This is a genomic window from Cellulosilyticum lentocellum DSM 5427 (genome assembly GCF_000178835.2).
In the GTDB taxonomy this organism is placed as follows: Bacteria; Bacillota; Clostridia; order Lachnospirales; family Cellulosilyticaceae; genus Cellulosilyticum; species Cellulosilyticum lentocellum.
The window spans coordinates 3369376-3393136 of sequence record NC_015275.1; the positions used below are offsets into that span (position 1 = coordinate 3369376).

Sequence of the window (23761 nt, forward strand, 5' to 3'; positions counted from 1 at the left end):
CTGCCTATGATAAAAAATAAAATTTACATACTTAAACTTCTTGTTTTGCAACTTCTTTGTGGTGGATTAGCTATTATTATAAGTGGTATCCTAGGTTTTTCTTCTATTTTTGCACAGTACGATGTAAGACTTTATAAAAATATTTCTATTAATAATATAGATATAGGTAATCAAACAGCTGAAGAAGCCATCACTGTTGTTAACGAGTATTATCTAAACCCTATTTTAGATAAGCAATTAATCTTAACATTAGGTGATACTCGTCTTCAGCTTTCTTTAGGCGATTTATTAATTGATACAAACTTGACGGCCATTATTCAGGAAGCCTTACACTATCCTAATCAGTTATCTTTTTTAGATAAAACAGCTTTATTAGAAGGAGAGGCCCCTAAAAACTTTGAAATCTCATTAAATTTTGATGAGCAAAAATTACAAACAGCTGCAATTAATTTGATTACTAGTCAAACTGTTGATTCTAAAGATGCAGCTATTCACATTACACCAAGCGGTGATATTAAGCTAACACCTCATGTTGCAACCATTTCTTTTGATAAGACTGCGCTTTTAGAAAAACTTCATCACTATCTAATGGACTATAAACAGTTGGCTGACATAACAACTATCGATATGAATTCTTTTATTTCAACAAGCAATCCTGATATTACTACGGAAGTACTAAAAACTGTTGATACTCTTGTCACCTCTTATCACACGCGTTTTACTCCAGGTACAGGTAACGCTACCAACATTATTGTTTGTGCTGCTACCATTAATAATACCCTACTGATGCCTGGCGAAACCTTTAGTTTTAATGGTATAGTAGGTAATACAACGCTAGATAAAGGCTATACCTATGCACCTGTTATTGCCAACTATCAAATGGTACAGGGGGTTGGAGGCGGTGTATGCCAAGTTTCTTCTACCCTATATAATGCCATCTTGCAAATTGGCTTACTTCCTACAGAAAGACTGCCTCATTCTAGGCCTTCTTCTTATGTACCTATGGGACTAGATGCTACAATCAATTGGGATTCTATTGATTTTAAGTTTACTAATACCTTAGAATATCCTCTTTATATCGTAGCTTATACAAAAGATAATGAGCTTTGTATTGATTTATATTCTAATCACAGTTTATTAGATACAACTTATGTCCTTAAAAGTGAAGTTTACAAAGTTATTCCTTCACCTGTTCGTTATAAAAAAGATAGTTCGCTACCTAAAGGAACACGTTCATTAGTTTCTTCTGGCTATAAAGGCTATAAAGTTAAAACTATTAGAGAAACCTATAATAAAGAACAGTTAACAGAATCTCTTATTATTTCTTGGGATACTTATGCAGCTGCACCTACGATATATAAAACAGGTAATTAATTAGCGTTAATAATAAAAGCAAGGACAATGGTCCTTGCTTTTATTTACTGTGCACTACTATTCTCACTTGGAGCTGTTGTAGTATCTAGATTGCCTTCAGTACTTGGTTTTTCTGGTGGTGTTCCATTTGCACCTTTTTCCCCAGTAGGCTTCTCTGGTGGTGTCATACCTTCCCCACCTTGTTTCATTGTTCCTTCTGAAGGCATTGTACCTTCTGGCAAAGCTGGTCTATTACTCTCATCTGGTATAGCTGGAGGTGTAGTACCATCCTGAGTTGCAGCTCCTTTATCTGGCTTTTCACCTCTTCCACCTCCACCATTACCACCTGGCCCAAAACCACTGTTTCCTGTTGTCACACCGGATTCTGATAAATAGGTGACTATGTCAGTTGGTGTAAAGCTAACAGCCTCTCCTTCTGGTGTATAAGCAGCAGTTGTTTCATATAAACCATTAGTAGCATTACCTGCAACGCTACCTCCTGTATAAAAACTATAGCTTTCTCCTGTTTTTATTTCAGGTATAGAAATGACTACAGAACGATAGGCTTTAGTAGGTGCAAAAGTCAGTAGAGCATTACCATTACTATCAGCTAAATGAATCATTTCTCCTGCCTGCTTATTTGCTGAATAAGTCATGGCTATACTTGGTTGAGTAGAACTACTTGAAGGTACTTGTGCCATACCTGCACTACCAGCAGCGATGAATACACCACCAGTTATATTAAAGCTACCATCATAATCTAATGCACCATTGCCATCATTGGTTGGCCCATTTACAACAACTGTGCCTCCTGACATTTCAATTGAACCATTTGCATCTAAACCATCACCTGAAGCATCTACAAAAAGAGTGCCTCCACTAATAGTGAGCTTGCCATCCTCTGTATTTGCAAAACTATTTTGTCCAGGTCTTCCATTAATAGCGGAAGCATCATTTCCTCCACTTATATTAACACCATCATCACTAGCCATTACGTTAATCTCTCCAGAAGTAATATTAATTTCACTACTTTCTAGTCCTTCGTAGCTCTTTGTAATAGTCAATTTTACTTCTCCTATATTTAGCTGGGTATCTGCATGAATACCATCATCTCCCGATGTTAGAGTCATGTCTCCACCACTAATGGCAATGGTATCATTGCTATGGATACTATCATCCGCTGTGTTTAATGTAAAAGTACCTCCACTAATATAAATAGCTTTGCTTCCTTTAATGCCTTTGTAGCTAGTTGATTCATCTGTATTTTCCGTTGTAGTAGTCGCTGTAGTATCTTCTACTTGCGTAGCTGTCGTGCTGACCTTAGTTTGGCCCTTTCCCATAGGTCCAGCCACTTGATTTTGTTCTTGCTTTTTAACTGCATTAGCACTTTCTCCACCAGTTTCTACCGTATACGTTCCTTCTGCGATATAGACATTTGTTTTAGCTTGAATGCCATCAGCTCCTGCTACTATATTAAAGTTTCCATCTTCTATGGCTACAAACCCTTTTGTCTCATCTGTATCATTAGTGGCCTTAATACCATCACCTTTTGCTGTGATTTGAACATTACCTGTTTTTACGATGACAGCATCTTTCCCCATCACCCCATCATCAACTGCTTCTATTTGTAATGTGCCTTCCATTAATTTCAAAGTATCTTTAGAGGTAATGGCATTATTGTAATTGGCTATTACTTCTAAGCTACCTTTTCCGTTAATAGTTAAATCATCCTTGCTAAAAATAGTTGCATTAGGCTCATCACTACTGGCATCTTCTAATATATAGCTTTCTCCATCTGTAAAACGATTGGTTGTCCCCTCTTCTAGACTTAAAACTACCTTACCGGCTTGTTTGACATAAACAGGAGCAGTTGTAGTGCAATTAATATCTACGCCATTTAAAACAAGGCGTACTGCTGCCTTATCTGCTGCATCTACTATAATACTTCCATCTGCTAATGTTCCACTTATTACGTAGGTCCCTGCTTTTTCAATAGTAAGCGTACTTTCCTCTACTTTTACACCATTTCCTTCAAAACTAATTTGGTCTTCCTTTAATTCAATAGTTGCTGCCACAGTATTTTCCCATGATGTATAGTAATCATCTTCTTCGTAGTTAACGACCTGAGCTATTAAGGATTCTCCTATGGTATTTTCTTTATTGGATTGATTTTCTTCTACTGTGAGTGTTTCTTGCTGCGTTTGACTAGCTATGTCTGTTTTTTTATTACTGCAACCTGTAAATAAACTTATACAAACTATCATGCCTAGCAAGCGTATATTCTTTCTTAATCTCTTATTCATCATACCACCTTCTCAATCAGTCTTATCTACAGTTCTTCCTTCGTTACTTTTGGCCTACCACATACAATAGGCAAATTACCATTTCTACAACGTAGTTCATCTATTAATTGTTTTTCTTTATTCTCTTCTTTTAAAGCAATCATGTAATGTAGTTCATACATACTACCTAAATTAGTCGTTTTTACTCTTTCTAAACTTACCTTGTTTGTAAACTTTGCAAATAGATCATCAAATATAGTGGTATAATCAATATTTTCTGGAATAGTTACCTTTAATTCTTTTTCTGGAGATTGTTTTTCTCCAAATTTTGTTTTAAATAATAGGAAGAATGCTATACCAATAATCACTGTCATTAATACCGCAAAGCTAACAAAGCCTACACCTGTAGCTAGTCCAATTGCCATGGCAAATACAATATAAGAAATATCCTTTGAATTACCTGGTACTGAACGGAACCTTACTAAACTAAAAGCTCCTAAAACAGCGACACTGGTTCCTAAATTACCATTAACCATTGCAATAATCGCTTGAATAAGTGCTGGTAAAATCACCAAAGATACTGTAAAGTTCTTCGTATATTTCCCATCTGACATGTAAACTAAAGCAATGATTACACCTAAAATCAATGCTATTCCTGTACAAATTAAAACGTTTCCTAATTGAAGTGTTCCTGTTCCTGCTCCTGTATCTAGTATGCTTGTAAGCATCTTTGTTCCCTCCTCATTTCTAATAAGCTTTGTTTATAAACATTTCCATACTTCGAAAAGGAAGTAGGATAAATTTCTAATTCTGATAACGTATGCACTAACCACAGTGGCATGGCTAAGGGTACCTTGATTTCCATTAAGTACTCGTTGTTATCTAAAAGAAAATCACCATAATCTCCTTTTCCTAAGCTTAAATCTCCCTGCCTACTTCTGATATGATGGTCAAAGGTAATACGAATATTAGAGTCCGCTTTACCAAAGTAAGCAATTCTGTCATAAGCTAAGTAAACCTTTGGAATAGGTTTATAAAATGCCATGAAGTAATCAATTTCTTTAAATATCTGATTCTCTTTTTTAGGCTTGATACCACTATTTAAGTAACGCTCTGCTTCTTCTAACGTTAAAGAAACTCTCCTTTTAAAAACAACCCCTTTATATTTCTTTTTAATTTCTATAAACACTGTATCCTTTTTATTAGGTCTACCATAGCTTCTCAGACGAAGCTTCTCTTTGTACTTAGGTTTCTCTATGGAAGTTCGAATGAGATCATAGGTAGGTGTATCATAGTAAATGTTACAAATAGTATGCATACCATATTCATCTTGAGCCATATAAGGTTCTATTGCTTTTAAGAGTGCTTGATATTTTTCTTTCGTTAGCAAGTACTTCTTTTCTACACGCTCAAAAACATAATTGGTTTTTGTACTAGCCATTGCTTTTCCTCCCTTTCCGTTTCCTATTGATTATTTATATCATAGCGCTTAGCTGACTGATTATGTAATGAGTATACTAGCCGTTCCTTAAATTAATCTTAAAGGTTTAGAAAAGTTTTTTAAGGTTATTTTCAAGTTAAAAAGGCATATTGCACAATTCCACGCAATACACCCTAATTAATGAAAGCTATTCATTTTTATTTGTTACTTTAAAATTAAGCCTTGTTTCTAAATTCATCACTAACTAACCATGTTTTTCCTTCTTCCATATCTGTACTAAAGTAAAGTTGTCCGTTTTCTAATATATTTGCTTTTTTAATCGCTTTACAAATATGCCATAGACTTCTCTTATCAGTTGCTATTGCAAGTTTGATAATTCTAGGACTTAAATGCCTAATATGCATAAAAAAGACAAACTGCAACTACAGTTTGCCTTTCTTCACTTTGTTGCTTACATTAAATCATATACACTAGTAAGCTTGATTTGATCTTGTAGCATTTCTCTTGTCACATCATTATCTAAGTCTGTTTTCATCAACTTAACTTCTTTGACTATATTAGGATATACATCAAAATAGTTATCTTCTAATATCGTATCGATTTCCTTAAACTCAATTCCTACACGCCTTGCAAATACATCACTTTTTACTTTTATTCCGAAATGGTCTTCATATTCTACTATATCAACTTTTAACCCAGGCTCCTTAAATTCAAATTGCTTAGGCTTAACTAATAATAATGTATCTGAACTAATACATACTTTATCACTGTAGAGCTTATAAACAATGTAGATATTTCTTTCATCACTTCTATTAGTAATATACTGCTGATACGGAATGGTTATCATATGCCTTACTGATAAGCTCTCAGCTGTTACTCCAAATACTTCTTCATGAAGTACTCCTTTAGTTTGATGTACAATCTGACAACTTACTTCTCCCTTAAACACCTCTAATGTATCATTAGTAATGTATAAGCTGCATCCTCCCTCTTCTGCTTTAGCAGATATAAGCACTGGTGCATAAGCCCTTTTTACATAATATTGAGATGCCTTCCATCTTCCAAAATAGTCTATAGTTGCCCAAGAAGCTACTGGCCAGCAATCATTTAATTGCCAATAAGTAGATCCCATACATCTACCACGATTTCTTCTCCAATGTTCGATAGCAACTTTTAAACAATCTCCTTGTAAAATTTGTGATGCATATAAAGTCATCTCAAAATTCTTTGGGTATGGATAGTATTGAGCCATATAGTACATTATTGTTGCATTCCCATGACCATTATCAATACATTTTTGATGTTGCTCCATAACTGGAGAATATATATTAAAGTCCTTTTCTTCTGCAAACGTTCTAATGGTCTTCATGCTAGGAAAGGATTGAAAACCATATTCACTGGCAAATCTAAAATACTGATTTTCAAAATCCTCAAACGGCTTCTTACCATGCCATACATCCCAATAGTGTGCATCTCCTTTATCCTGTGCGCTTGGCTCAAAAAATCCGCCTCCTGAAGAAGGAGAGGATGGCCAATAAAATCTTTGTGGATCAAACTTTCTTACCATTTCTGGAAGTATTTCTTCAAACATTTTAAGATAATCCAATCTCAGCTTCTGGTCTTCAGGAAGTCCCCAATAGCACCAAGCTGATTCCATTTCATTATTACCACACCATAATCCAAGACTTGCATGATTTCTTAGTCGTCTAATATTATCTTCAAATTCAGCCATAATATTGTCTTTAAAGTCTTCTGTTAAATTGTATACTGCACAAGCAAACATAAAATCTTGCCATACAATAAGCCCTAGTTCATCACATAAGTCATAAAAATAATCTTCTGCGTAATAAGCTCCACCCCAAACACGTATACAATTAAAATTTGAACGAATACAAGTCTCTAATATTCTTCTCGTTCTTTCTAGTGTATTTCTTCCCATCAAATTATCTTCTGGAATATAATTGGCACCTAGCGCAAAAATACTGAGGCCATTTATTTCAAAACAGAAACCTTCCCCCCATTGATCCTTTTCCTTCTTAATCCTTAAGGTGCGCAGACCTATTCTTTTCCTTAAAACATCACACTCTTTATCTTCATTCTTTAAAATAACCTTAACTTCATAAAGTGGTTGCTTACCATATCCATTAGGCCACCATAGTTCTGGATTCTCAATATTTATATTAAATGCTGTTAAGTCATTTGCTGCCTCGTATGTATGAGCAACCATCTGCCCTTTAGCATCACTTATTTGACATTCAACAAGTAATTCCTTTGAAGTAAGCTTTTCTATTTCTACTTCTATTCCTAGCTTTACACCATCAGTACTATGTTGTTGTTTGACATATAAATCTGTCAGTCTTGCCTCGCTATATGCTTTAATAGCAATCTCTCTAAAAATACCCATATCAGGAAGTTGTGGTCCCCAATCCCACCCAAAGGCGCAGTGAGCTTTTCGAATATGTTGATAACCTGGGACTGTACTTGATACCCCCCATAAGGATTTTTCTTCATCCTTTTGCTTGATGTATTGAAGTGGTGAATCAATCATAATATGAATCTCATTCATTCCAACTTCTAGTATACCTTTTACATCAAACTCATAAGTTCTATGCATATTTTTAGTTTTTCCGACGCTTTGCTTATTAATAAAAATCTCTGCTATCGTATCAATTCCTTTACATTCAAGAACAATTTTATCTTGAGTCAATAATGCTTCTGAAACCTCAAAGCTTCTCTTGTATTCATAATCTAATTCTGATAAGGCCTTTACTTCTTCCTCATTCTCACCATAAAAAGGATCTTTCATCTTGCCTAATCTGAGTAAATCTGTATATAAAGTGCCTGGTACATAAGCTTCTAACCAATCCTGATCTTTTCGGCTTTTAAATTGCCACTTACCATTCAATTTTATTCCTTTCATGCTAATTCCTCCTTAAAATGTATCTATAATTAAATTTTATAATAGCTTTTAGCATGAAAATAGCATCATTCTATTCAGAAATCGTAAAAATATTCATTTATATATTTTAGGACTTTCATCTATTAGATTTCTCACCTCATAAAGAATATAGCAAAAAAAGTCCAAGGGACTAATCCCTTGGACTTTTAGTTCGCTAATTAAGCTCTTGTAACGTTTTCTGCTTGAGCGCCACGGTTACCTTGAGTAATTTCAAAGTTAACTTTTTGACCTTCTTCAAGAGTTTTGTATCCGTCACCTTGGATAGCTGAGAAATGTACGAATACATCATCTCCATCTTCTCTAGCGATGAAACCAAAACCTTTTTCTGCGTTGAACCATTTAACTGTACCTGTCATTATGCGGTACCTCCTATTATGAATAATTGTTGTAATGGATATAAACAAAAATTCACGCATTGTTAGAAATCACATATATACGTCTTAATCATATATATTATAATCTCTAATAATGCGTGAAATCTATAAACATATATCAAGTACGTTTTTATTATATACGATTTCCATACAACTGTCAAACTGTTATTTTATTTTTAAATAAAATCTTTTTATCTATGTCCAACTCAGTAAACCTTGAAGCTTATTTATAAGTTGCTCTGCCATCTTTTTTTGTGTAAGCATGCTAGGATGCCAATCTGTACCAATTCCATCACTTTCTTCTTGTAAACGAAAGGCCATAGTAGCTATACGTTCATCTTTTTCTTCTTTTTTAAAACGTGCTACTTGAGCTTCTATTTCAGGATATAAGTCTGCCCCCATAACGCCCAAAGTACAAACAATATAAGCCTTAGGCTGTTTTTCTCTTATACGTTTTAAAAACTGATAATAACCTCTTCCAAAAGCAGCTATACGATCTGGCTCATGCTTAGTATAACTAGCATCATTGGTTCCTAAATTAACCACTACACAATCTGCCTCAAAACGCTTACTATCCCATTTCTCATAACTTTCATGCCCTAGTGACTTTTCTAAACTTAAATCTGTATATTCATAGAGCTCTGGCATCAAACATTCATCATTGATTTCACCTGTTTCAGTCCACCCTGATATAATACCATTACCACTCCAGGAAACAAGATGATAATCCGCTTCAAGTACTCTGGCTGTAGTAGCTGCATAAGCTTCCCATGGATTTTCTTCTCTTGTGTTAAAGATAGACTTGTTCCACTCTCCTTCAATCCCATAACCACAAGTAATGGAATCACCTATAAACTCTATCTTTCTTGCTTTTGGCCCGATAGGTCTTGGCACATCATTTCCTTCTATATCAATTTCTTTAATCCCCACCTTGGCAAAAGCCGCTTCAGATAACTTGATTAAACTTATTTTTACAGACTTCACTTCCTCTGATTCATAAAGGACATAATCGGCCTCTATTTCCTCTAAGACAAAACGTTTATATAGTTCATCATTGACGAAAACAGCCACTACTGCCTTTAAATCACTTCCCCATGCATTACTGTTACTCCATAAACGTGCTTTTACACTTCTAGCTGCGCAAGTAAAAGCTATCCCTGTACAAGAATAGCCAAGATAAAGCATTCCTGCCTTTGTTAAAGTTCTTCCATATATACTCACATTATTTTCAGTTGGTTGATATTTCATTCCCTACATCCTCATTCCTTTAAGATTAATCCCTTACTACTTTACTATTTCTTTAATCCTTTTTAATGTTGATAACTTTTCATTTTATAACTATAATAAACTCAGAATATTCACAAAGGAGATTTATATGTACAAACACTATCTTTTTGACTTATATGGTACTTTAATTGACATTCATACTAATGAAGAATCTTCACTACTTTGGCAAAAGCTTAGTTCTTTTTATGCTTTTAATGGTGCTCTTTATACAGCTACCACTTTAAAGGATGCCTACATAGAAAAAGTAAGTCTCTATAAAACTAAGCAAACACATACCCCTTATCCTGATTTTCCTTTAGAACAAGTATTTAGAGATTTATTTCTTGCTAAAGCAGTCATACCTTCTGCTGATTTAACAGTTTCGGCTATGCAGTGCTTTCGGATTCTCTCTACTAAATATGTTAAGCTCTATCCTAGTGTTCATGAGCTCCTTAGTAACTTAAAAAAAGCTGGCAAGAAACTTTTTGTACTTTCCAATGCCCAACGAGAATTTACCTTAAAAGAAATGCGTATTTTAGGTATTGAAGATTATTTTGATGGTATTTATTTTTCTTCAGATTACTGTTGCTGTAAACCCGACTCAGCTTTTTATGAAATACTTTTAAAAAATGAGAAACTTCTTCCTCAAGATTGCTTAATGATTGGTAATGATTATAATGCTGACTGTGAAGGTGCCTATAATAGCGGCATAGCTTCACTTTACATCCATTCTAATTTATCTCCTCATTATCCTAAAGACTTTCATGCGCAATATAAGGTATTAAGAGGCGGCCTTACTAAAGCCACCTCCCTTATACTTAGTAAAATTGAGGGCATAACTAAGTGACAGTCCTAACCATTATCCTTTTCATCATTAGGTGCATCTATGTTTTCCATAAAATAAATACCTTCTGTTAAATTAGAAGGATAAATAGGTGTCAGTTCTCCTAATAGATCTTCTATATAGCCAGGGCAAGTCATTTCTTTTAGAAGATTTTTGCTTTCAAAGAGTGCCTTGGCCTCTTCAATATAATACTCATCTACTGCATTTTCTTTCATTAAATTAAGTATATCACTTACTAAAAAAATCTGACATCCTCCTGAAATAGCACCCATATTCGTGTAAAGTTGCCCTATTTCAGTAGGTGTCATAGTCTCATAAACCAGTTCTTGCTCTTCACAATAATCATCTAAGCTATCATTATCTACTTCCAAGCAATATTCAAGAACATGTTCGCTATCTTCAAACCCAATAAGCTTTTGATCTGGGGAAAGTACTATATATTTCATCTAAAAACCCTTTCTCATTATCTATGCTGTGAAACTCTTGCCTTTATTATGAGGATAACGGTTTAGAATTATGCAGCTTGCCCCATCACTTTGTTTTTGCTTATTCTTAGCCTTCCATAATTTTCACATAAAAATGGCGTACACGAGGACCGTCAAATTCACAAAAATAAATACCTTGCCACGTTCCTAAGATAAGTTCACTATCATGTACGATGAGTGTTTCACTACTTCCTACTGTACTGGCTTTTAAATGTGAATGAGAATTCCCTTCATAATGAAGGTACTCTTTGTCTGTAGTAGGATAAGCCTTTTCAAAACCATAAATAAGATCTATTTTGACATCAGGGTCTGCATTCTCATTAATGGTAATCCCCGCAGTAGTATGAGGACAATAAACAACTACAATCCCTTCTTTTACTCCACTTTTTTCTAAATCTTTTTTTACTGCACTTGTAATATCTACAAGCATCTGTCTACTCGTTATCTGTAGTTCATGTTCAAATAAATTCATCCTTTCCACTCCCTTGTTACTATTTTTATTATTATACACCTGATAGAAGGATTGCTGACATAGATTTTCTTATATAATTTCAATGAGTAGACAGCTCCATATCCTATTGCTTATTAACAACTACCATTCTCACCTAAGTATTTTCTTTTATCAAGTTAGCAAAAAAAATAAGAAGGATGCCTCATCTTAAAAGACTTATCATCCTTCTCTTTTCTATATAACTTAATTAATATTTATAATTTTAAGTTTCACAGGGTTCCCCCTCTTTTATTTTATTGAATCGCCTCATCATGACTACCCCTATTCCTATTAAGAAGGGTAAATAATAACTAGCCATTCGATAAAGTAGCATAGTAGAATCAGTGGTTAACTTACCAAATAAACTGCTAAATAGCATTAAATAAACCAGTTCACTAGATCCCATTCCTACTGGTGCTGGTATGACGCCTACTAATAAATTCATTACTGAGGCAAGTGCCATTCCTTCCCAAAAGTCTATAGGTGGCATTTCTCTAGTCATGCTCCAGTAAGCAATATAAGGAATCATATACCAACAGCTTAATTTAATTAAATTAAGTAGGGTACAAATAATAAGTCTTCCTTTTGCCTTAAAGAAAGTACGGCTCTCTTTTTCTAAATCTACTAAAAATGCTTCTACCACTTCGTAAAGTTCTATTTTATTAATAGCTTCCAGTCCTTTACGAAGCAGCCACAAAATGAGCTCATGAAATCTTTTCCAAGTACATGCCAGTACTAAACATCCAATAATAACGAGATTAAGACCATATCCAAAATAAATATACCCTGTATAGGAATGGGCTAAGTGTTGCTGCCATCCTGAAATAGTTAGACTCATATATAAAAGCACACACAACTTATGCAAGGCATAATTTAAAGTTAAAAAGCTTCCACTGATTCCAAGTGGTATTCCCTGCTCATTTAGCATATACATTTGTGCCACCTTTGTTCCACTTCCAAAGGTAATCCCTTTATAAAAAGTAGCATACCATACAGTTAAAATGCCTTCTTTATAGGTATAGGTAGACCTATGTTTTTTAGCAAATATAGCAACTAAAATACCATCGCATATGACATAGGCTATTCCTAATAAAGCAATGAGTAGAATTCCTCCTAATGCCGCTGTTTTAAGTTGTAAACCTATTTCTACATATGTATCTTTAAAAAACAAGTAGATTAAAAGAAGCATAAGACTTGTAAAGCCTATGATGCGTATACCTTTGTACCCTGTTCTCACTTCTTTACTATCCACAAGTATTTCCCTGCTTTTTAACTTTTGATTTACTTGCTAAATTTTCCTCCCACAATGGCTCTGCACGTTTTGCCCAAGTCTTACCATACTCTATGGTCTTAGCTACTAAATCATCCACATCTTCTGGATTAACATATTCTGTAGATTTAGCACCAGAAGCTTTCACCATTTCAGCAATTTTAGGCGCATTGTCTAAGATAGGACAAGGTCTAAATTGATTGTCATTGAAAGGTTGATTCTTTTGATATTCTCTAAATAAAGGTTGCCCTAAAGCTTCTATTAGCGATACCTCTTTAATGTTAGCATTTGAGTAATGACAAAATACGCAAGGCTCCACATCACCATTAGCATTAATATGACAATAACGTCTACCGCCAGCTACACAACCACCTACATATTCTGCATCATGCCAAAAATCCATATTGAAAATAGGCTTCGTTTCTCTCCAGTGACGAATGGTACGATAAAGCTTTTCTCTTTGATCAGGCGTAGCCATTAAAGAGGTATCTGTACCACATCCAATAGGCATAAAAGTAAAGTACCAAGAAAAATAAGCTCCTCTATCAATCATCATATCAATAAATGCTTCTGATAAAACACTATCGCAGTTAGCTGTTGTAAAGCAAGTTGAAAAGCCAAAAGGCACACGGTTATCTTTCATAACTGCCATAGCACGTTTAATATCTTCCCATGAACCTTTACCTCGTCTACCATCTGTAGCATCATCAAAACCTTCAACACTAATAGTTGGTACAATATTACCTACTTCACACAAAGCTTTACAAAACGCTTCATCAATAAGGGTACCATTAGTGAAAATCATGAAAACACAATCATTATGCTTTTTAGCTAATTTTAAAATATCTGTTTTCCTAATAAGTGGTTCGCCACCTGTCATGATATAAAAATAAATGCCTAATTCTTTTCCTTGAGTGAATAAGCTATCTAACTCATCATAGCTTAAATTAAGTGCTTTATTATAATCTGCTGCCCAACAACCAATGCACTTTTTATTGCAAGCTGTGGTTGGATCAATAAGCAAGGTAAACGGAATATCATGCCCATATTTCTCCCTATTTTTCTCTATTTCTTCCCATCCTTTAATAGAGGCATTTAACAAGAAATTACTAAAAATAGTTTCTAAAATGTGAGGATGTACTTCTTTGGTCAGCTTAGTCATAAGCTCTACCCAGTTATTATCTTCTTCCTTAAGAAGCTCCTCTACCATATCAAATTGGCTAGTATAAAGCTTTCCTGTATCTACCTTTCGTAATAAAGAAACAATACTACTTAAATGCTGTTCCGGATCCTTCCTAAGATAACCTAATAATTGTTTTAATACAGCTTTTTCCACATGATACTTTACGTTTAACATTTAATCCGTCCTCCTTTAAATAAGCTGAAAATAGTGTAAAGCCACCTTTACACCCATGGTGATGAGAATCACGCCACTACAGCCATCAACTACATACTTATATTTTGTCCCTAGTCTATAACCCATCCATAAACCACAGGTCACAAGAAGTGCCGTTAAGCTAAAAACAAGTATTAAATCCCTTAATATAGAGGTACCTAAAAGTGCTAATACTACACCGAATGCAATCAAATCAAAGCCAGTGGTAAGTGCAAGTTTAACGATGTCTTTATAATTCAAATCCTTTTCTCTTTGCTCTGTAATTTGCTTATGTTTTATCATAATAGCTAGCATTTTAACACCCATGCCTATTAAAATAAAGGCTGAAAACCATTCACTTATTCCTATAAAATGTTGTCCTTGTAAATGCTTCGTCGGTAACCAACCTAGAAAAATACCAAGACCTAAAAGACTTATTTGTATGATGCTATACACTAAACTTATGCCAAATAACTTCCCTTTAGTTAAATTTCTTTGGCCTGCACCTTTAATAATAGCTGTATTAAAAGCCTCTAAGGTTAGTCCAATAGCTACAATGACGATTTCCCAAAACTGCATTGTTTCACTCCTTTCCTTCATATTTTTAATTAACCTTATTATAAAAAGGGGGTGATCAAAATTACAGCTACATTAATCGCCGATTTATGTCTTAAAAACGACAAAAAGCGGCTAATGTAGCCGCTTTTAAACATCACTATTATTCTGTATAAATTTTTTGTAGTAAAACACTTATTACTTTTAATTAATTAAAGGATGAATTTCCCTCAATAATTTCTTCAAGTGAATGAGACATTAAATCATAATAGCTTTTGGTGACTTCTTTGGCTTCTACTGGTAATCCTGCTAAGAGCCACTGCTGAATTAAAAAAGTTAATCCTTTGGCATAGTACTGGGATACATTATGATTGGTTAATAAATTATGCCCTTTTATTTCTTTTCCCTTTATCTTAAAACTTTCCTCAAACAATTCTACTAAATGCTGATAAAAAATTTCTTCAAAAGCATTTTGCCCTTCTATTTTCACTGCCCTTGTATAAAAGTCCTTATGAACCTCTAACTTGGTAAAAAGTAATTTTACTGCTTCAACCAACATGTCCGTATTAATAAGTATTCTAGCTGCTTCAAAAATATCTGTATAGCAAATCCATTCCAATACTTCATACTTATCTGCAAAATGGTTATAAAAGGTAGGGCGTATGACACCTGCTCGGTCAGTAATCATCTTAATAGTAATTTTCTCAAAGGCACATTCAAGTAAAAGTTCTTTGAAGCTTTCTGCTAAAAGCTCCTTGACATTCTTTTTCTGACTCACCGTTCTCCTCCTTTACTTTAACAGCTAAGCAATGGTTCTTGTTACATTTCTTAGCCATTTCATAGACTTGTAGCGATAAAGTGTAAGTGGAATTTTAATGAGCTCATCACTCATTAATAAAATATAAGTAATAGCAATTGGCCATTTAAACACAAATGCTGATAAAAACCCTAATAATAATGAGCCACACCACATAGTTACAACATCGATAATAAGACCAAAATTCGTATCTCCTCCTGCTCTAAAAACACCTACTACTAAGTTGGCATTAAAAGACTGTGCCACTACAAAATAGCTCATTACAAACATCATAATTGATAAATAACCTTGTGCTTCTTTAGTAAGTGCTAAGTTACTCATCACAATTGGCCTAATGACTAAGATAATAAGTCCCCCTATTACGCCAGCATATAAACTAAGGTGGACAAACTTCTTGCCATACACTTTAGCAGTTTCCTCATCTTTTTCTCCAATGGTCTTACCAATAATAATCGCTGCTGCTCCAGCAATTCCAAAGGAAACTACTGTGGCTAATTGCCTTGTGACTTGGGCTACAGAATTAGCCGCCACTACTGATTTACCAATGTGACCAATAATGACTGTATTCATAGCACAAGCTGCTCCCCACATCAGTTCGTTAGCAATAACTGGAACTGAATATCGATAGAAGTCTTTCTCTAACAATTGATTTTTAGTAAACACATCTTTTATGTGAAAACGAATCGTGTGATTAAACTTAGTTGCATAAACAATTACAATTAACAATTCTACTAAACGTGCTATAAGTGTAGCAAGAGCAGCTCCTTGTATACCTAAAGCAGGAAAGCCTAAAAGTCCAAAAATAAAAATAGCATTTAAAACAATATTTACAATGAGTGAAATCAAATAAACAAGCGTAGAAATCACTACCTTTTCAACACTACGCATGATGTTAAGATAAACCATGGTAATGGCCGTCAATATGTACGAAAAAGCAATAATCCTTAAGTATTTCACACCTTCTGCAATAACATCAACTTCTTTAGTAAAAATCCCCATAACTTGCTCAGTAAAAATAAGAACAGTAGCTGTAAAAAATAGTGCTACTACAAGGGATATTCTAAGTGCAATAACCATTACTTTTTCAATGGTTCTTGTATCCTTTTGTCCCCAATATTGTGCTGTAAGTACCGCCGCTCCAGAGGTAATCCCAAAGAAAAAGAGTGTCATTACAAACTGTACTTGCCCCGCTAAGGATGAGGCTGAAAGCACTGTTTCATTTACTTTGCCTAACATAATAACATCTGCCGAAGTAACAGCGACATTAATCAAATTTTGAAGTGCCATGGGCAAAACCAAGGCCAATACCATTTTATAAAATGAAGGAGTTGATTTCGTCATTTATATTCTCCCTTTCTAATATATTTCCTTATAGACTATTTTTATATTATAGCTTTTTCCCTCTAAAGTATCAACGTTAATACCTGCTCAAAACTTCTAACCAACAAAAAAAGACTATTGTACAACAACAGTCTTTCTTATACATCATCTATTATACTTTAAGCAGTTGGAGCCATCAATACTCTTCCTGTTCCTCTATAAACATTTACAAAGCCTTCTCCTGAAACAGCTGAGCCTAATAGACTTTTGCTTGATTTTTCTACTTTAAACTCTAAGCTGTTTGACCATGCAATAGCCATATTACCATCTATTTTTAGCACATCATTTTTTAGCTCAATTTCTATTAATTCATCCCTAGGAACTGGACTTTCTAGAACTGCTATGCCTTGTCCTGTTAGACATAAATTAAATAGGCCTTCATTACCAAGTACCGCTGAGGATAGGTTACTTCTTGCAATGACTTTCTGAGTAATTTGAGATTCGCAGGCCAAAAACAAACCATCTTCTAATACAAGTCCACCCCATGTAGAAATATCTTCTAATAAAATATGTTTATACGTAGGCTCTAACATCAGTAAGCCTGTCCCTTGATATTTAGGTTTAATGGCAGATTCTTTCGTTACCTTAGAAGATATCGCCTTTCCAAATAAGTCTCCAATACCTTTCACGTCTGCTACCATGTTAACATCTCCAGCCATCCACTGCATAGCACCTGCACTAATGGTAAAGGCATTATTATTCAGTTCAATAAGTACTTGCCTTTTACGAATATTCATTTCTGAAGCATAATACGCTGCAATAGCTTGTTCTGGTGTTTTCAAACTTAAATCTTTTTCATGTTCAAAAACCTTGACACTTCCTAATGAAGCAATCTCCTTCATATTATTATTGTTAAACAAATTTTTGTGTGAAATCATTCTTATCTCCCCTTTCCTTATAAGGATACCTTACTTTAAAATAAAAAGCATCTTTTTTATATAATAATTTATTTATTCTTAATATTTTGCCATACCTAAAAGATGGTTGCATTTTTTAATGCCACCATCTTTTCACCCAATATTTTCATTATAAGTCTACTTAAATTACTCTAGGCTATCAAAATCAAATGCTGCAGCTTTCGTATAATTCGTCACCTTAGCCTCAAAGAAATCTGTTTTAGTATTATTTAATTTAGAAAAACTATCAATCCATGCCATAGGATGGGTCGTAATTTCTGGATAAAGCTCTTCTAAACCAATAGCTTTAAGACGCTGATTAGAAAGATACTTGATATAAGCATCTATTAGCTGGTCATTAATACCCATGATCTCATTAGCTGTTACATATTGTCCCCATGCAATTTCGTGTTCTACACCGACACGCATCATCTCTCTAAACTCTTCTATCATACTTTCAGTAAATAGTTCTGGATTTTCTTTTTTAAGTTCTTTAATAATATTTTGAAATACTACTAAGTGAGTAATTTCATCTCTATTAATATATTTAAAGATGGTACTAGTAGCTGTCATCTTTCCTTGTCTTGCTAAAGTATAAAAGAAACTAAAGCCAGAATAGAAATAAATCCCTTCTAAAATATAGTTGGCCATAATCGCTCTTAAAAAGTTTTTATCATTAGGTTCTTCATTAAAACGTTCATAAATATCTGCAATAAAGCGATTTCGCTTAAGCAGTTCTTCATCTTCTCGCCACTGGTCATAAATTTTATCTCTCGTTACAGGATTGGTTACTGTATCTAGTATATACGAATAGCTTTGAGCATGGATCTCTTCTTGAAAAGCTTGAATATTAAGAAGTGAAGCAACTTCAGGAGCAGTAATATAGCGTGATAAGTGTGGCAGATTCTCGCTTTGAATAGAATCTAAGAAGTTAAGAAATGCAATAATCTTATCAAAAGCATGACGCTCTCCATCTGTTAAAAAAGGAAAACCTTTTACATCTTCATTAAGAGCAATCTCTTCTGGAATCCAAAAGTTATTGAGCATGGTACGGTATAAAGTCTGTGCCCAATCATACTTGATACGGTTCCACTCTCTTAGATTGGTGGTATTTCCATTAATCATTTGTTGGGTACCACGATCACCTTTTTCATTAAATATACGTTTTTTTAACATGTTTTCTCCCTTTCCCTTAACTTGAACAGCTAGTACATTCATCTGTTTCTAGTGATTGATTACGTACATAATAAAGCGTCTTAACCCCTTCTTGCCATGCATCGATATACATTTGTAAAATGTCTTTGGCCTTAACTTCTGGTGTCACATATAGGTTAAATGATTGTGCTTGATCAATATGACGCTGCCTAATACCACAAGCTTTAATGCTCCAGCTTTGATTAATATGATGAGCTTCTTTATAAAGCCAGAAATTCTCAGCACATAAATCTGGTGCCGCCTTTGGTGTAAAGCTTCCCTTCTTCTCCTCAATAAAGAATTTCTTAAAGATAGGATCAATACCTGCTGTAGTATTAGCTATATTAGAAGTACTTCCTGTAGGGGCAACTGCCATAATATAGCCATTACGAAGACCATACTTGGCTACTTCTTCTTTAAGTTTTTGCCATCTAGGTGATGTATACCCTCTTCTTTCAAAGTAAACACCCGTTTGCCATTCTGATCCTTCAAAACCTGGATAAGCCCCTTTTTCTTTTGCTAACTCCATAGATCCTCTAATGGCTTCATATGCCATATCTTCAAATAGCTCATCCGCTACTTTTAAATGTTCTTCACTTTCCCAAGAAATATGATGATTAACTAAGTAATGATGATAACCACTTGTTCCTAAACCTATTGCTCTGTACCTATCACTCGTCAGCTGAGCTTCTTTAACAGGAAGCTGATTAAGTGTAATAACATTGTCTAACATACGAATTTGAAGTGGAATAATATCCTTAAATTCCTCTCTCTCAACTCTGCCAAGATTTGTAGAGTTTAAGTTACAAGTCACCATATCCCCTGGTTTAATGCGACTATATACTTCCATCTCACCATTTACTTCTTTTGTACCTTCTGCTATGAGTTCGCTAGCACTCATATTTTGAGCAATCTCATGACAAAGGTTAGAAGCATAAATCATGCCTAAATGTTTGTTTGGATTAGCTCTATTTACTGTATCTCTAAAGAATATAAAAGGTGTACCTGTTTCTACTGCACTAATCATGATTTTTTTCATAATATCTAGCGTAGGTATCGTAATACGTTCTAACTTTTCATTAGCCTCACAAGCTAGATAACGGGTAGTAAAGGCTTTATCTTCTTCATCGTCAAAATAATCTTCTAAGTAAAAGCCCATTTCCTTATGAACCATGTAAGGGTCGAACAAGCTCCAATTTTCCCTTTTTAAAAGTCTTTCCATGAATAAATCTGGAATGCTAATAGAAGGGAAAATATCATGAGCTTTTCGTCTGTCATCCCCATTATTCGTTTTAAGCTCAAGGAAATCATATAAATCACTATGCCATACATCCAATGTAACAGAAGCACTTCCTTTTCTTCTACCTAATTGATCTACTGCTACAGCTGTATCATTATATAATCTTACCCAAGGAATAACCCCTCCTGACGAACGCTTATGCCCTCTGATTTCACTATTTAAAGCTCTTACTTTTCCTAAGTAAATCCCTAATGCACCACCATGCTTAGATACTTGAGCAAATTTTTGATTTACATCATAAATAGACCATAGATTATCCCCTACAGTAGAAATAAAGCAACTACTTAGTTGATAAAAAGCCGTTCCTGCATTAGCTAAAGTTGGTGTTGCAACTGTCATTTTCAACTGACTTAGAAGATCATAAAACTGCTTTGCATAATAAACTCTTTTCTCGCCTTCTGGAATGGCAAGGTGCATCGCAATGGTCATAAACCTTTCTTGAGGTAATTCCATTACTTCTCCCTTATAACCTTTTACTAAATAACGGTCTGCTAAAAGCTTAATGCCTTCATAATTAAAAAGGTCATCTCTCTCTGGATTAATATAGGCTGCTAATTCCTCTACTTCAGTATCCGTATAATTCATTTTTAAGTAATCCCCGTAAAGTCCTCTATGAATTAGTTCTTCATAAAGTGCTTTATAGTCACCATATCCAAAATGCGTATAACCTCTACTAATAGCCGCTTCTTTATAAAGGTCATATACTAGAAGCCTAGCTGCTACATACTGCCAATTAATATACGTTTGTTTAACTTGATTGCCATAAGCATCTTCATTAGTCTGAATAACCTTCTCAATAGCAGTTTGAATAAGCACTTTTTGAATTTCTCTAGTTGTCATCTTGTCTCTAAATTGAATTTTAGCATCTAACTCTAGTTCTATTGGATCACAACCAGCTAAATTACGGCAGGCAAACTCTACCATCTTTTTGGTTTTACTCGCACAAAGTGGCTCTAATCTACCATCTCTTTTTCTAATTTCAATCGTCACCTGAACACCCCATCTCTTTTACTTAACCTTCGCATTGTTTCCTTTATCTTGTCTTGCATCTATAACGTCCGAAACATTTTCGATACTGATAAATAATTTATTTTAGAGAATAATTATTATCCTCTTTGATGAATTCTATTATACACAATTTCCTTAGAAAGTGCTAACAAAAAAACATCAAAAATCCCTCACTGATTTTGGTAATTATCTACGAAGTGTGTTGAACAATAACTTCTATCATATTATACTAGGTGTAATGATTAAAGATTGCTATTTCATGAGGAGGGATAAAATGAAACGCCAAGAATATATTTCCTGGGATGATTACTTTATGGGCATTGCCCTATTAGCAGCTAAGAGAAGTAAAGACCCTAGTACGCAGGTAGGTGCTTGTATTGTTAGTGGAGCTTCTCATGATTCTGCTAATGAAAATACCATTTTAAGTGTGGGGTATAATGGCCTTCCTTTAGGCTGTTCAGACGACGAATTTCCCTGGGAAAGAGATGGAGACTTTTTAGATACCAAATATCCTTTTGTTGTACATGCTGAACTTAATGCTATCTTAAACGCTAGGGGTAAATCTTTAGTAGGTGCTAGAATTTATGTAGCACTTTTCCCTTGTAATGAATGCTGTAAAGCCATTATTCAATGTGGCATTAAAGAAGTCATTTACCTTTCAGATAAATATGCCGATACCGATGCCGTAAAAGCTTCAAAGAAAATGTTTGAAGCTGCAGGGGTAAAACTAACTCAATTAGTACCACAGACCACTAAAATTGAGCTTTCTTTTATTCAAGAATAAAAACTAAAGAGGTGTAATCAAAATGTATTTATATCATTTTGGCTACACCTCTTATTTCTATCTATTTTTTCCTACATCTTTTCTGGTACCTCTATGCCTAACAACTCTAAACTTACGGTTAAAATAGCTTGGGTTAAGGTTATAAGATTAATATTCTACCAAGTAAGCTGGTCATAAAGTGCTTCATACTTCTTAGCAGAGGTACGCCATGAAAAATCGGTATTCATACCTCTTTCAATCATCTGATTCCACTCACGTTTATGCTCAAAGTAAATGCGCTTTGCATAATTAATAACATAAAGCATCTCATCAGCATTATAATTTGCAAAGGTAAAGCCTGTACCTGTTTTTTCGTATTCATTATAAGGCTGTACTGTATCTTTTAGGCCACCGGTTTCTCTTACAATAGGTACTGTACCATATCTTAGAGCCATTAGTTGTGCAAGGCCGCAAGGTTCAAAACGTGAAGGCATTAAAAGCGCATCCGCCGCTGCATATAATTTATGAGCTAGATCATCTGAGTAAAAAATATTGGCAGATACACGTTCCGACATAATCCACTGATAATGCTTAAACATGTTCTCATACTGAGGTTCTCCTGTGCCCACAACAACTAATTGTACATTTTGATCACAAATACCACTCATTACCCAGTCAATAAGATCTAGACCTTTTTGATCAGTTAATCTGGAAATAATACCAATCATAAATTTCTTGTCATTTACTTCTAAACCAAGCTGCTTTTGAAGACCTCGTTTATTCTTAATTTTTTCACTTCTAAAATTTCTAGCAGAATAGTTCTGATATAAGCTTTCATCTTTAACAGGGTCATAAACCTCATAGTCAATTCCATTTAAAATACCACATAATTCATGGTTTCTAGCGCGAAGTAGTCCATCTAAGCCTTCCCCATAATAAGGCATCTGTATTTCTCCTGCATAGGTTTCACTTACTGTTGTAATATAATCCGCATAGACAAGTCCGCCCTTTAACATATTGGCATCCTTATAGTATTCTAGCTTATCAGGTGTAAATAAGTACTCAGGTAAGCCTGTAATGCCTTTAATTGTTTTAACATCCCAAATTCCTTGGAATTTAAGATTATGTATAGTCATAATGACTTTTATGTTCCTAAAGAATGAGTTACTACTAAATAAACTCTTTAGAAATACAGGAACAAGTCCAGCTTGCCAGTCATGGCAATGGATAACATCTGGCTTAAAATCAATAACAGGTAAAACAGCTAAAGCTACTTTACTAAAAAAGCAAAATTTTTCGATATCAAAGCGCATGGTACCATAAGGTGCCCAACCACTAAAATAATATTCATTGTCAATAAAATAATACGTAATGCCTTCGTAAACCATTTTCATAATGCCTACATGTAAAGGCTCTTGAAACCAGCCCATATCCATATAAAAATGGGTTACATATTCAAACTGACTTCTATATTGTTCAGGTATGCAAGTATAATTTGGGATGATTACTCTTACATCATACTTCTCTGGATTAAACATCTTTGGCAAGGTTCCCACTACATCTGCTAGGCCACCTGTTTTTATAAAGGGAACACACTCTGAAGCTACAAATAGTATTTTTTTCATAGGCTTTCTCCTCTAATTTTTCTGACTTTTTTAACTTATTTTATTTTAATACCGTTTCCCATATTTTACAAGCTTCTTCAAGTC

At 34.4% G+C, this 23761-nt stretch carries 21 protein-coding genes; 3 read left to right on the forward strand and 18 right to left on the reverse strand.

What is annotated here, in order from left to right; translation table 11 throughout:
• Positions 1-6 precede the first annotated feature (6 nt).
• The gene (locus CLOLE_RS22025) at positions 7-1374 is read left to right on the forward strand and encodes a VanW family protein (RefSeq protein WP_013658085.1); all 1368 of its coding nucleotides are present in this window, start codon (positions 7-9) and stop codon (positions 1372-1374) included.
• 44 nt (positions 1375-1418) lie between these two features.
• On the opposite strand, the gene CLOLE_RS15565 is transcribed toward CLOLE_RS22025, so the two are convergent.
• From CLOLE_RS15565 to CLOLE_RS15595, 7 genes are all read right to left on the reverse strand, one after another.
• Positions 1419-3656: a carbohydrate-binding domain-containing protein gene (locus CLOLE_RS15565; RefSeq protein WP_013658086.1), complete on the reverse strand. Its 2238-nt coding sequence runs from the start codon at positions 3654-3656 to the stop codon at positions 1419-1421.
• A gap of 26 nt (positions 3657-3682) precedes the next feature.
• The gene (locus CLOLE_RS15570; protein ID WP_013658087.1) at positions 3683-4363 is read right to left on the reverse strand and encodes a DUF4956 domain-containing protein; all 681 of its coding nucleotides are present in this window, start codon (positions 4361-4363) and stop codon (positions 3683-3685) included.
• On the reverse strand, positions 4345-5076 hold the full coding sequence (locus tag CLOLE_RS15575; protein WP_013658088.1) for a polyphosphate polymerase domain-containing protein: 732 nt from the start codon (positions 5074-5076) through the stop codon (positions 4345-4347). Before CLOLE_RS15575 ends, CLOLE_RS15570 begins: the two co-directional genes overlap by 19 nt.
• Positions 5077-5291: 215 nt before the next feature.
• Positions 5292-5480 (reverse strand): hypothetical protein, encoded by a 189-nt coding sequence (locus CLOLE_RS15580; RefSeq protein ID WP_193763563.1) that lies wholly within the window; start codon positions 5478-5480, stop codon positions 5292-5294.
• A 47-nt stretch (positions 5481-5527) separates the two neighbouring features.
• Positions 5528-7996, reverse strand: coding sequence for a beta-mannosidase (locus CLOLE_RS15585; RefSeq protein WP_013658090.1), 2469 nt, complete (start codon positions 7994-7996; stop codon positions 5528-5530).
• Between the two features lie 197 nt (positions 7997-8193).
• Positions 8194-8394, reverse strand: a complete 201-nt coding sequence (locus CLOLE_RS15590; RefSeq protein ID WP_242825805.1) for a cold-shock protein — start codon at positions 8392-8394, stop codon at positions 8194-8196.
• Between the two features lie 210 nt (positions 8395-8604).
• On the reverse strand, positions 8605-9657 hold the full coding sequence (locus tag CLOLE_RS15595; protein WP_013658092.1) for an SGNH/GDSL hydrolase family protein: 1053 nt from the start codon (positions 9655-9657) through the stop codon (positions 8605-8607).
• A 127-nt stretch (positions 9658-9784) separates the two neighbouring features.
• On the opposite strand from CLOLE_RS15595, the gene CLOLE_RS15600 reads away from it, so the two are divergent.
• Positions 9785-10522 (forward strand): HAD family hydrolase, encoded by a 738-nt coding sequence (locus CLOLE_RS15600; RefSeq protein ID WP_013658093.1) that lies wholly within the window; start codon positions 9785-9787, stop codon positions 10520-10522.
• A gap of 5 nt (positions 10523-10527) precedes the next feature.
• Here the strand turns inward: CLOLE_RS15600 and CLOLE_RS15605 are convergent, their stop codons facing one another.
• The 10 genes from CLOLE_RS15605 to CLOLE_RS15650 all read right to left on the reverse strand — a co-directional run bounded on the left by CLOLE_RS15605 (position 10528) and on the right by CLOLE_RS15650 (position 21271).
• Entirely contained in the window at positions 10528-10965 is a 438-nt protein-coding gene (locus CLOLE_RS15605) for a hypothetical protein (RefSeq protein ID WP_013658094.1), read from the reverse strand.
• A gap of 106 nt (positions 10966-11071) precedes the next feature.
• The gene (locus CLOLE_RS15610) at positions 11072-11476 is read right to left on the reverse strand and encodes a secondary thiamine-phosphate synthase enzyme YjbQ (protein WP_013658095.1); all 405 of its coding nucleotides are present in this window, start codon (positions 11474-11476) and stop codon (positions 11072-11074) included.
• Between the two features lie 241 nt (positions 11477-11717).
• A complete protein-coding gene (locus CLOLE_RS22030) occupies positions 11718-12746 on the reverse strand; it encodes a lysylphosphatidylglycerol synthase transmembrane domain-containing protein (RefSeq protein WP_013658096.1) in 1029 nt (342 codons plus the stop codon).
• Positions 12739-14121, reverse strand: coding sequence for a radical SAM protein (locus CLOLE_RS15620; protein WP_013658097.1), 1383 nt, complete (start codon positions 14119-14121; stop codon positions 12739-12741). Before CLOLE_RS15620 ends, CLOLE_RS22030 begins: the two co-directional genes overlap by 8 nt.
• 15 nt (positions 14122-14136) lie before the next feature.
• On the reverse strand, positions 14137-14718 hold the full coding sequence (locus CLOLE_RS15625) for a manganese efflux pump MntP (RefSeq protein WP_013658098.1): 582 nt from the start codon (positions 14716-14718) through the stop codon (positions 14137-14139).
• A 184-nt stretch (positions 14719-14902) separates the two neighbouring features.
• Complete coding sequence (locus CLOLE_RS15630) at positions 14903-15472, reverse strand: TetR/AcrR family transcriptional regulator C-terminal domain-containing protein (RefSeq protein ID WP_013658099.1); 570 nt, start codon at positions 15470-15472, stop codon at positions 14903-14905.
• A gap of 24 nt (positions 15473-15496) precedes the next feature.
• On the reverse strand, positions 15497-16852 hold the full coding sequence (locus CLOLE_RS15635) for an MATE family efflux transporter (RefSeq protein ID WP_013658100.1): 1356 nt from the start codon (positions 16850-16852) through the stop codon (positions 15497-15499).
• 158 nt (positions 16853-17010) lie between these two features.
• A complete protein-coding gene (locus CLOLE_RS15640; protein ID WP_013658101.1) occupies positions 17011-17769 on the reverse strand; it encodes an AIM24 family protein in 759 nt (252 codons plus the stop codon).
• 165 nt (positions 17770-17934) lie between these two features.
• The gene (locus CLOLE_RS15645; protein WP_013658103.1) at positions 17935-18963 is read right to left on the reverse strand and encodes a ribonucleotide-diphosphate reductase subunit beta; all 1029 of its coding nucleotides are present in this window, start codon (positions 18961-18963) and stop codon (positions 17935-17937) included.
• 16 nt (positions 18964-18979) lie between these two features.
• Positions 18980-21271 (reverse strand): ribonucleoside-diphosphate reductase subunit alpha, encoded by a 2292-nt coding sequence (locus tag CLOLE_RS15650; RefSeq protein WP_013658104.1) that lies wholly within the window; start codon positions 21269-21271, stop codon positions 18980-18982.
• 292 nt (positions 21272-21563) lie between these two features.
• Here CLOLE_RS15650 and CLOLE_RS15655 point away from each other — a divergent pair, with 292 nt between their 5' ends.
• Positions 21564-22073 carry a deoxycytidylate deaminase gene (locus CLOLE_RS15655; RefSeq protein WP_013658105.1) on the forward strand — a complete coding sequence of 170 codons (510 nt, stop codon included), beginning with the start codon at positions 21564-21566 and terminating at the stop codon, positions 22071-22073.
• 155 nt (positions 22074-22228) lie between these two features.
• On the opposite strand, the gene glgA is transcribed toward CLOLE_RS15655, so the two are convergent.
• Positions 22229-23677 (reverse strand): glycogen synthase GlgA, encoded by a 1449-nt coding sequence (glgA, locus tag CLOLE_RS15660; protein ID WP_013658106.1) that lies wholly within the window; start codon positions 23675-23677, stop codon positions 22229-22231.
• Positions 23678-23761: the final 84 nt, after the last annotated feature.

Excerpts from the sequence above, each read along its gene's own strand:
- CLOLE_RS22025 (WP_013658085.1), top strand. The coding sequence starts at position 7 with ATGATAAAAAATAAAATTTACATACTTAAACTTCTTGTTTTGCAACTT.
- CLOLE_RS15565 (WP_013658086.1), bottom strand. The coding sequence starts at position 3,656 with ATGAATAAGAGATTAAGAAAGAATATACGCTTGCTAGGCATGATAGTT.
- CLOLE_RS15570 (WP_013658087.1), bottom strand. The coding sequence starts at position 4,363 with ATGCTTACAAGCATACTAGATACAGGAGCAGGAACAGGAACACTTCAA.
- CLOLE_RS15575 (WP_013658088.1), bottom strand. The coding sequence starts at position 5,076 with ATGGCTAGTACAAAAACCAATTATGTTTTTGAGCGTGTAGAAAAGAAG.
- CLOLE_RS15580 (WP_193763563.1), bottom strand. The coding sequence starts at position 5,480 with ATGCATATTAGGCATTTAAGTCCTAGAATTATCAAACTTGCAATAGCA.
- CLOLE_RS15585 (WP_013658090.1), bottom strand. The coding sequence starts at position 7,996 with ATGAAAGGAATAAAATTGAATGGTAAGTGGCAATTTAAAAGCCGAAAA.
- CLOLE_RS15595 (WP_013658092.1), bottom strand. The coding sequence starts at position 9,657 with ATGAAATATCAACCAACTGAAAATAATGTGAGTATATATGGAAGAACT.
- CLOLE_RS15600 (WP_013658093.1), top strand. The coding sequence starts at position 9,785 with ATGTACAAACACTATCTTTTTGACTTATATGGTACTTTAATTGACATT.
- CLOLE_RS15605 (WP_013658094.1), bottom strand. The coding sequence starts at position 10,965 with ATGAAATATATAGTACTTTCCCCAGATCAAAAGCTTATTGGGTTTGAA.
- CLOLE_RS15610 (WP_013658095.1), bottom strand. The coding sequence starts at position 11,476 with ATGAATTTATTTGAACATGAACTACAGATAACGAGTAGACAGATGCTT.
- CLOLE_RS15620 (WP_013658097.1), bottom strand. The coding sequence starts at position 14,121 with ATGTTAAACGTAAAGTATCATGTGGAAAAAGCTGTATTAAAACAATTA.
- CLOLE_RS15625 (WP_013658098.1), bottom strand. The coding sequence starts at position 14,718 with ATGCAGTTTTGGGAAATCGTCATTGTAGCTATTGGACTAACCTTAGAG.
- CLOLE_RS15635 (WP_013658100.1), bottom strand. The coding sequence starts at position 16,852 with ATGACGAAATCAACTCCTTCATTTTATAAAATGGTATTGGCCTTGGTT.
- CLOLE_RS15640 (WP_013658101.1), bottom strand. The coding sequence starts at position 17,769 with ATGATTTCACACAAAAATTTGTTTAACAATAATAATATGAAGGAGATT.
- CLOLE_RS15645 (WP_013658103.1), bottom strand. The coding sequence starts at position 18,963 with ATGTTAAAAAAACGTATATTTAATGAAAAAGGTGATCGTGGTACCCAA.
- CLOLE_RS15655 (WP_013658105.1), top strand. The coding sequence starts at position 21,564 with ATGAAACGCCAAGAATATATTTCCTGGGATGATTACTTTATGGGCATT.
- glgA (WP_013658106.1), bottom strand. The coding sequence starts at position 23,677 with ATGAAAAAAATACTATTTGTAGCTTCAGAGTGTGTTCCCTTTATAAAA.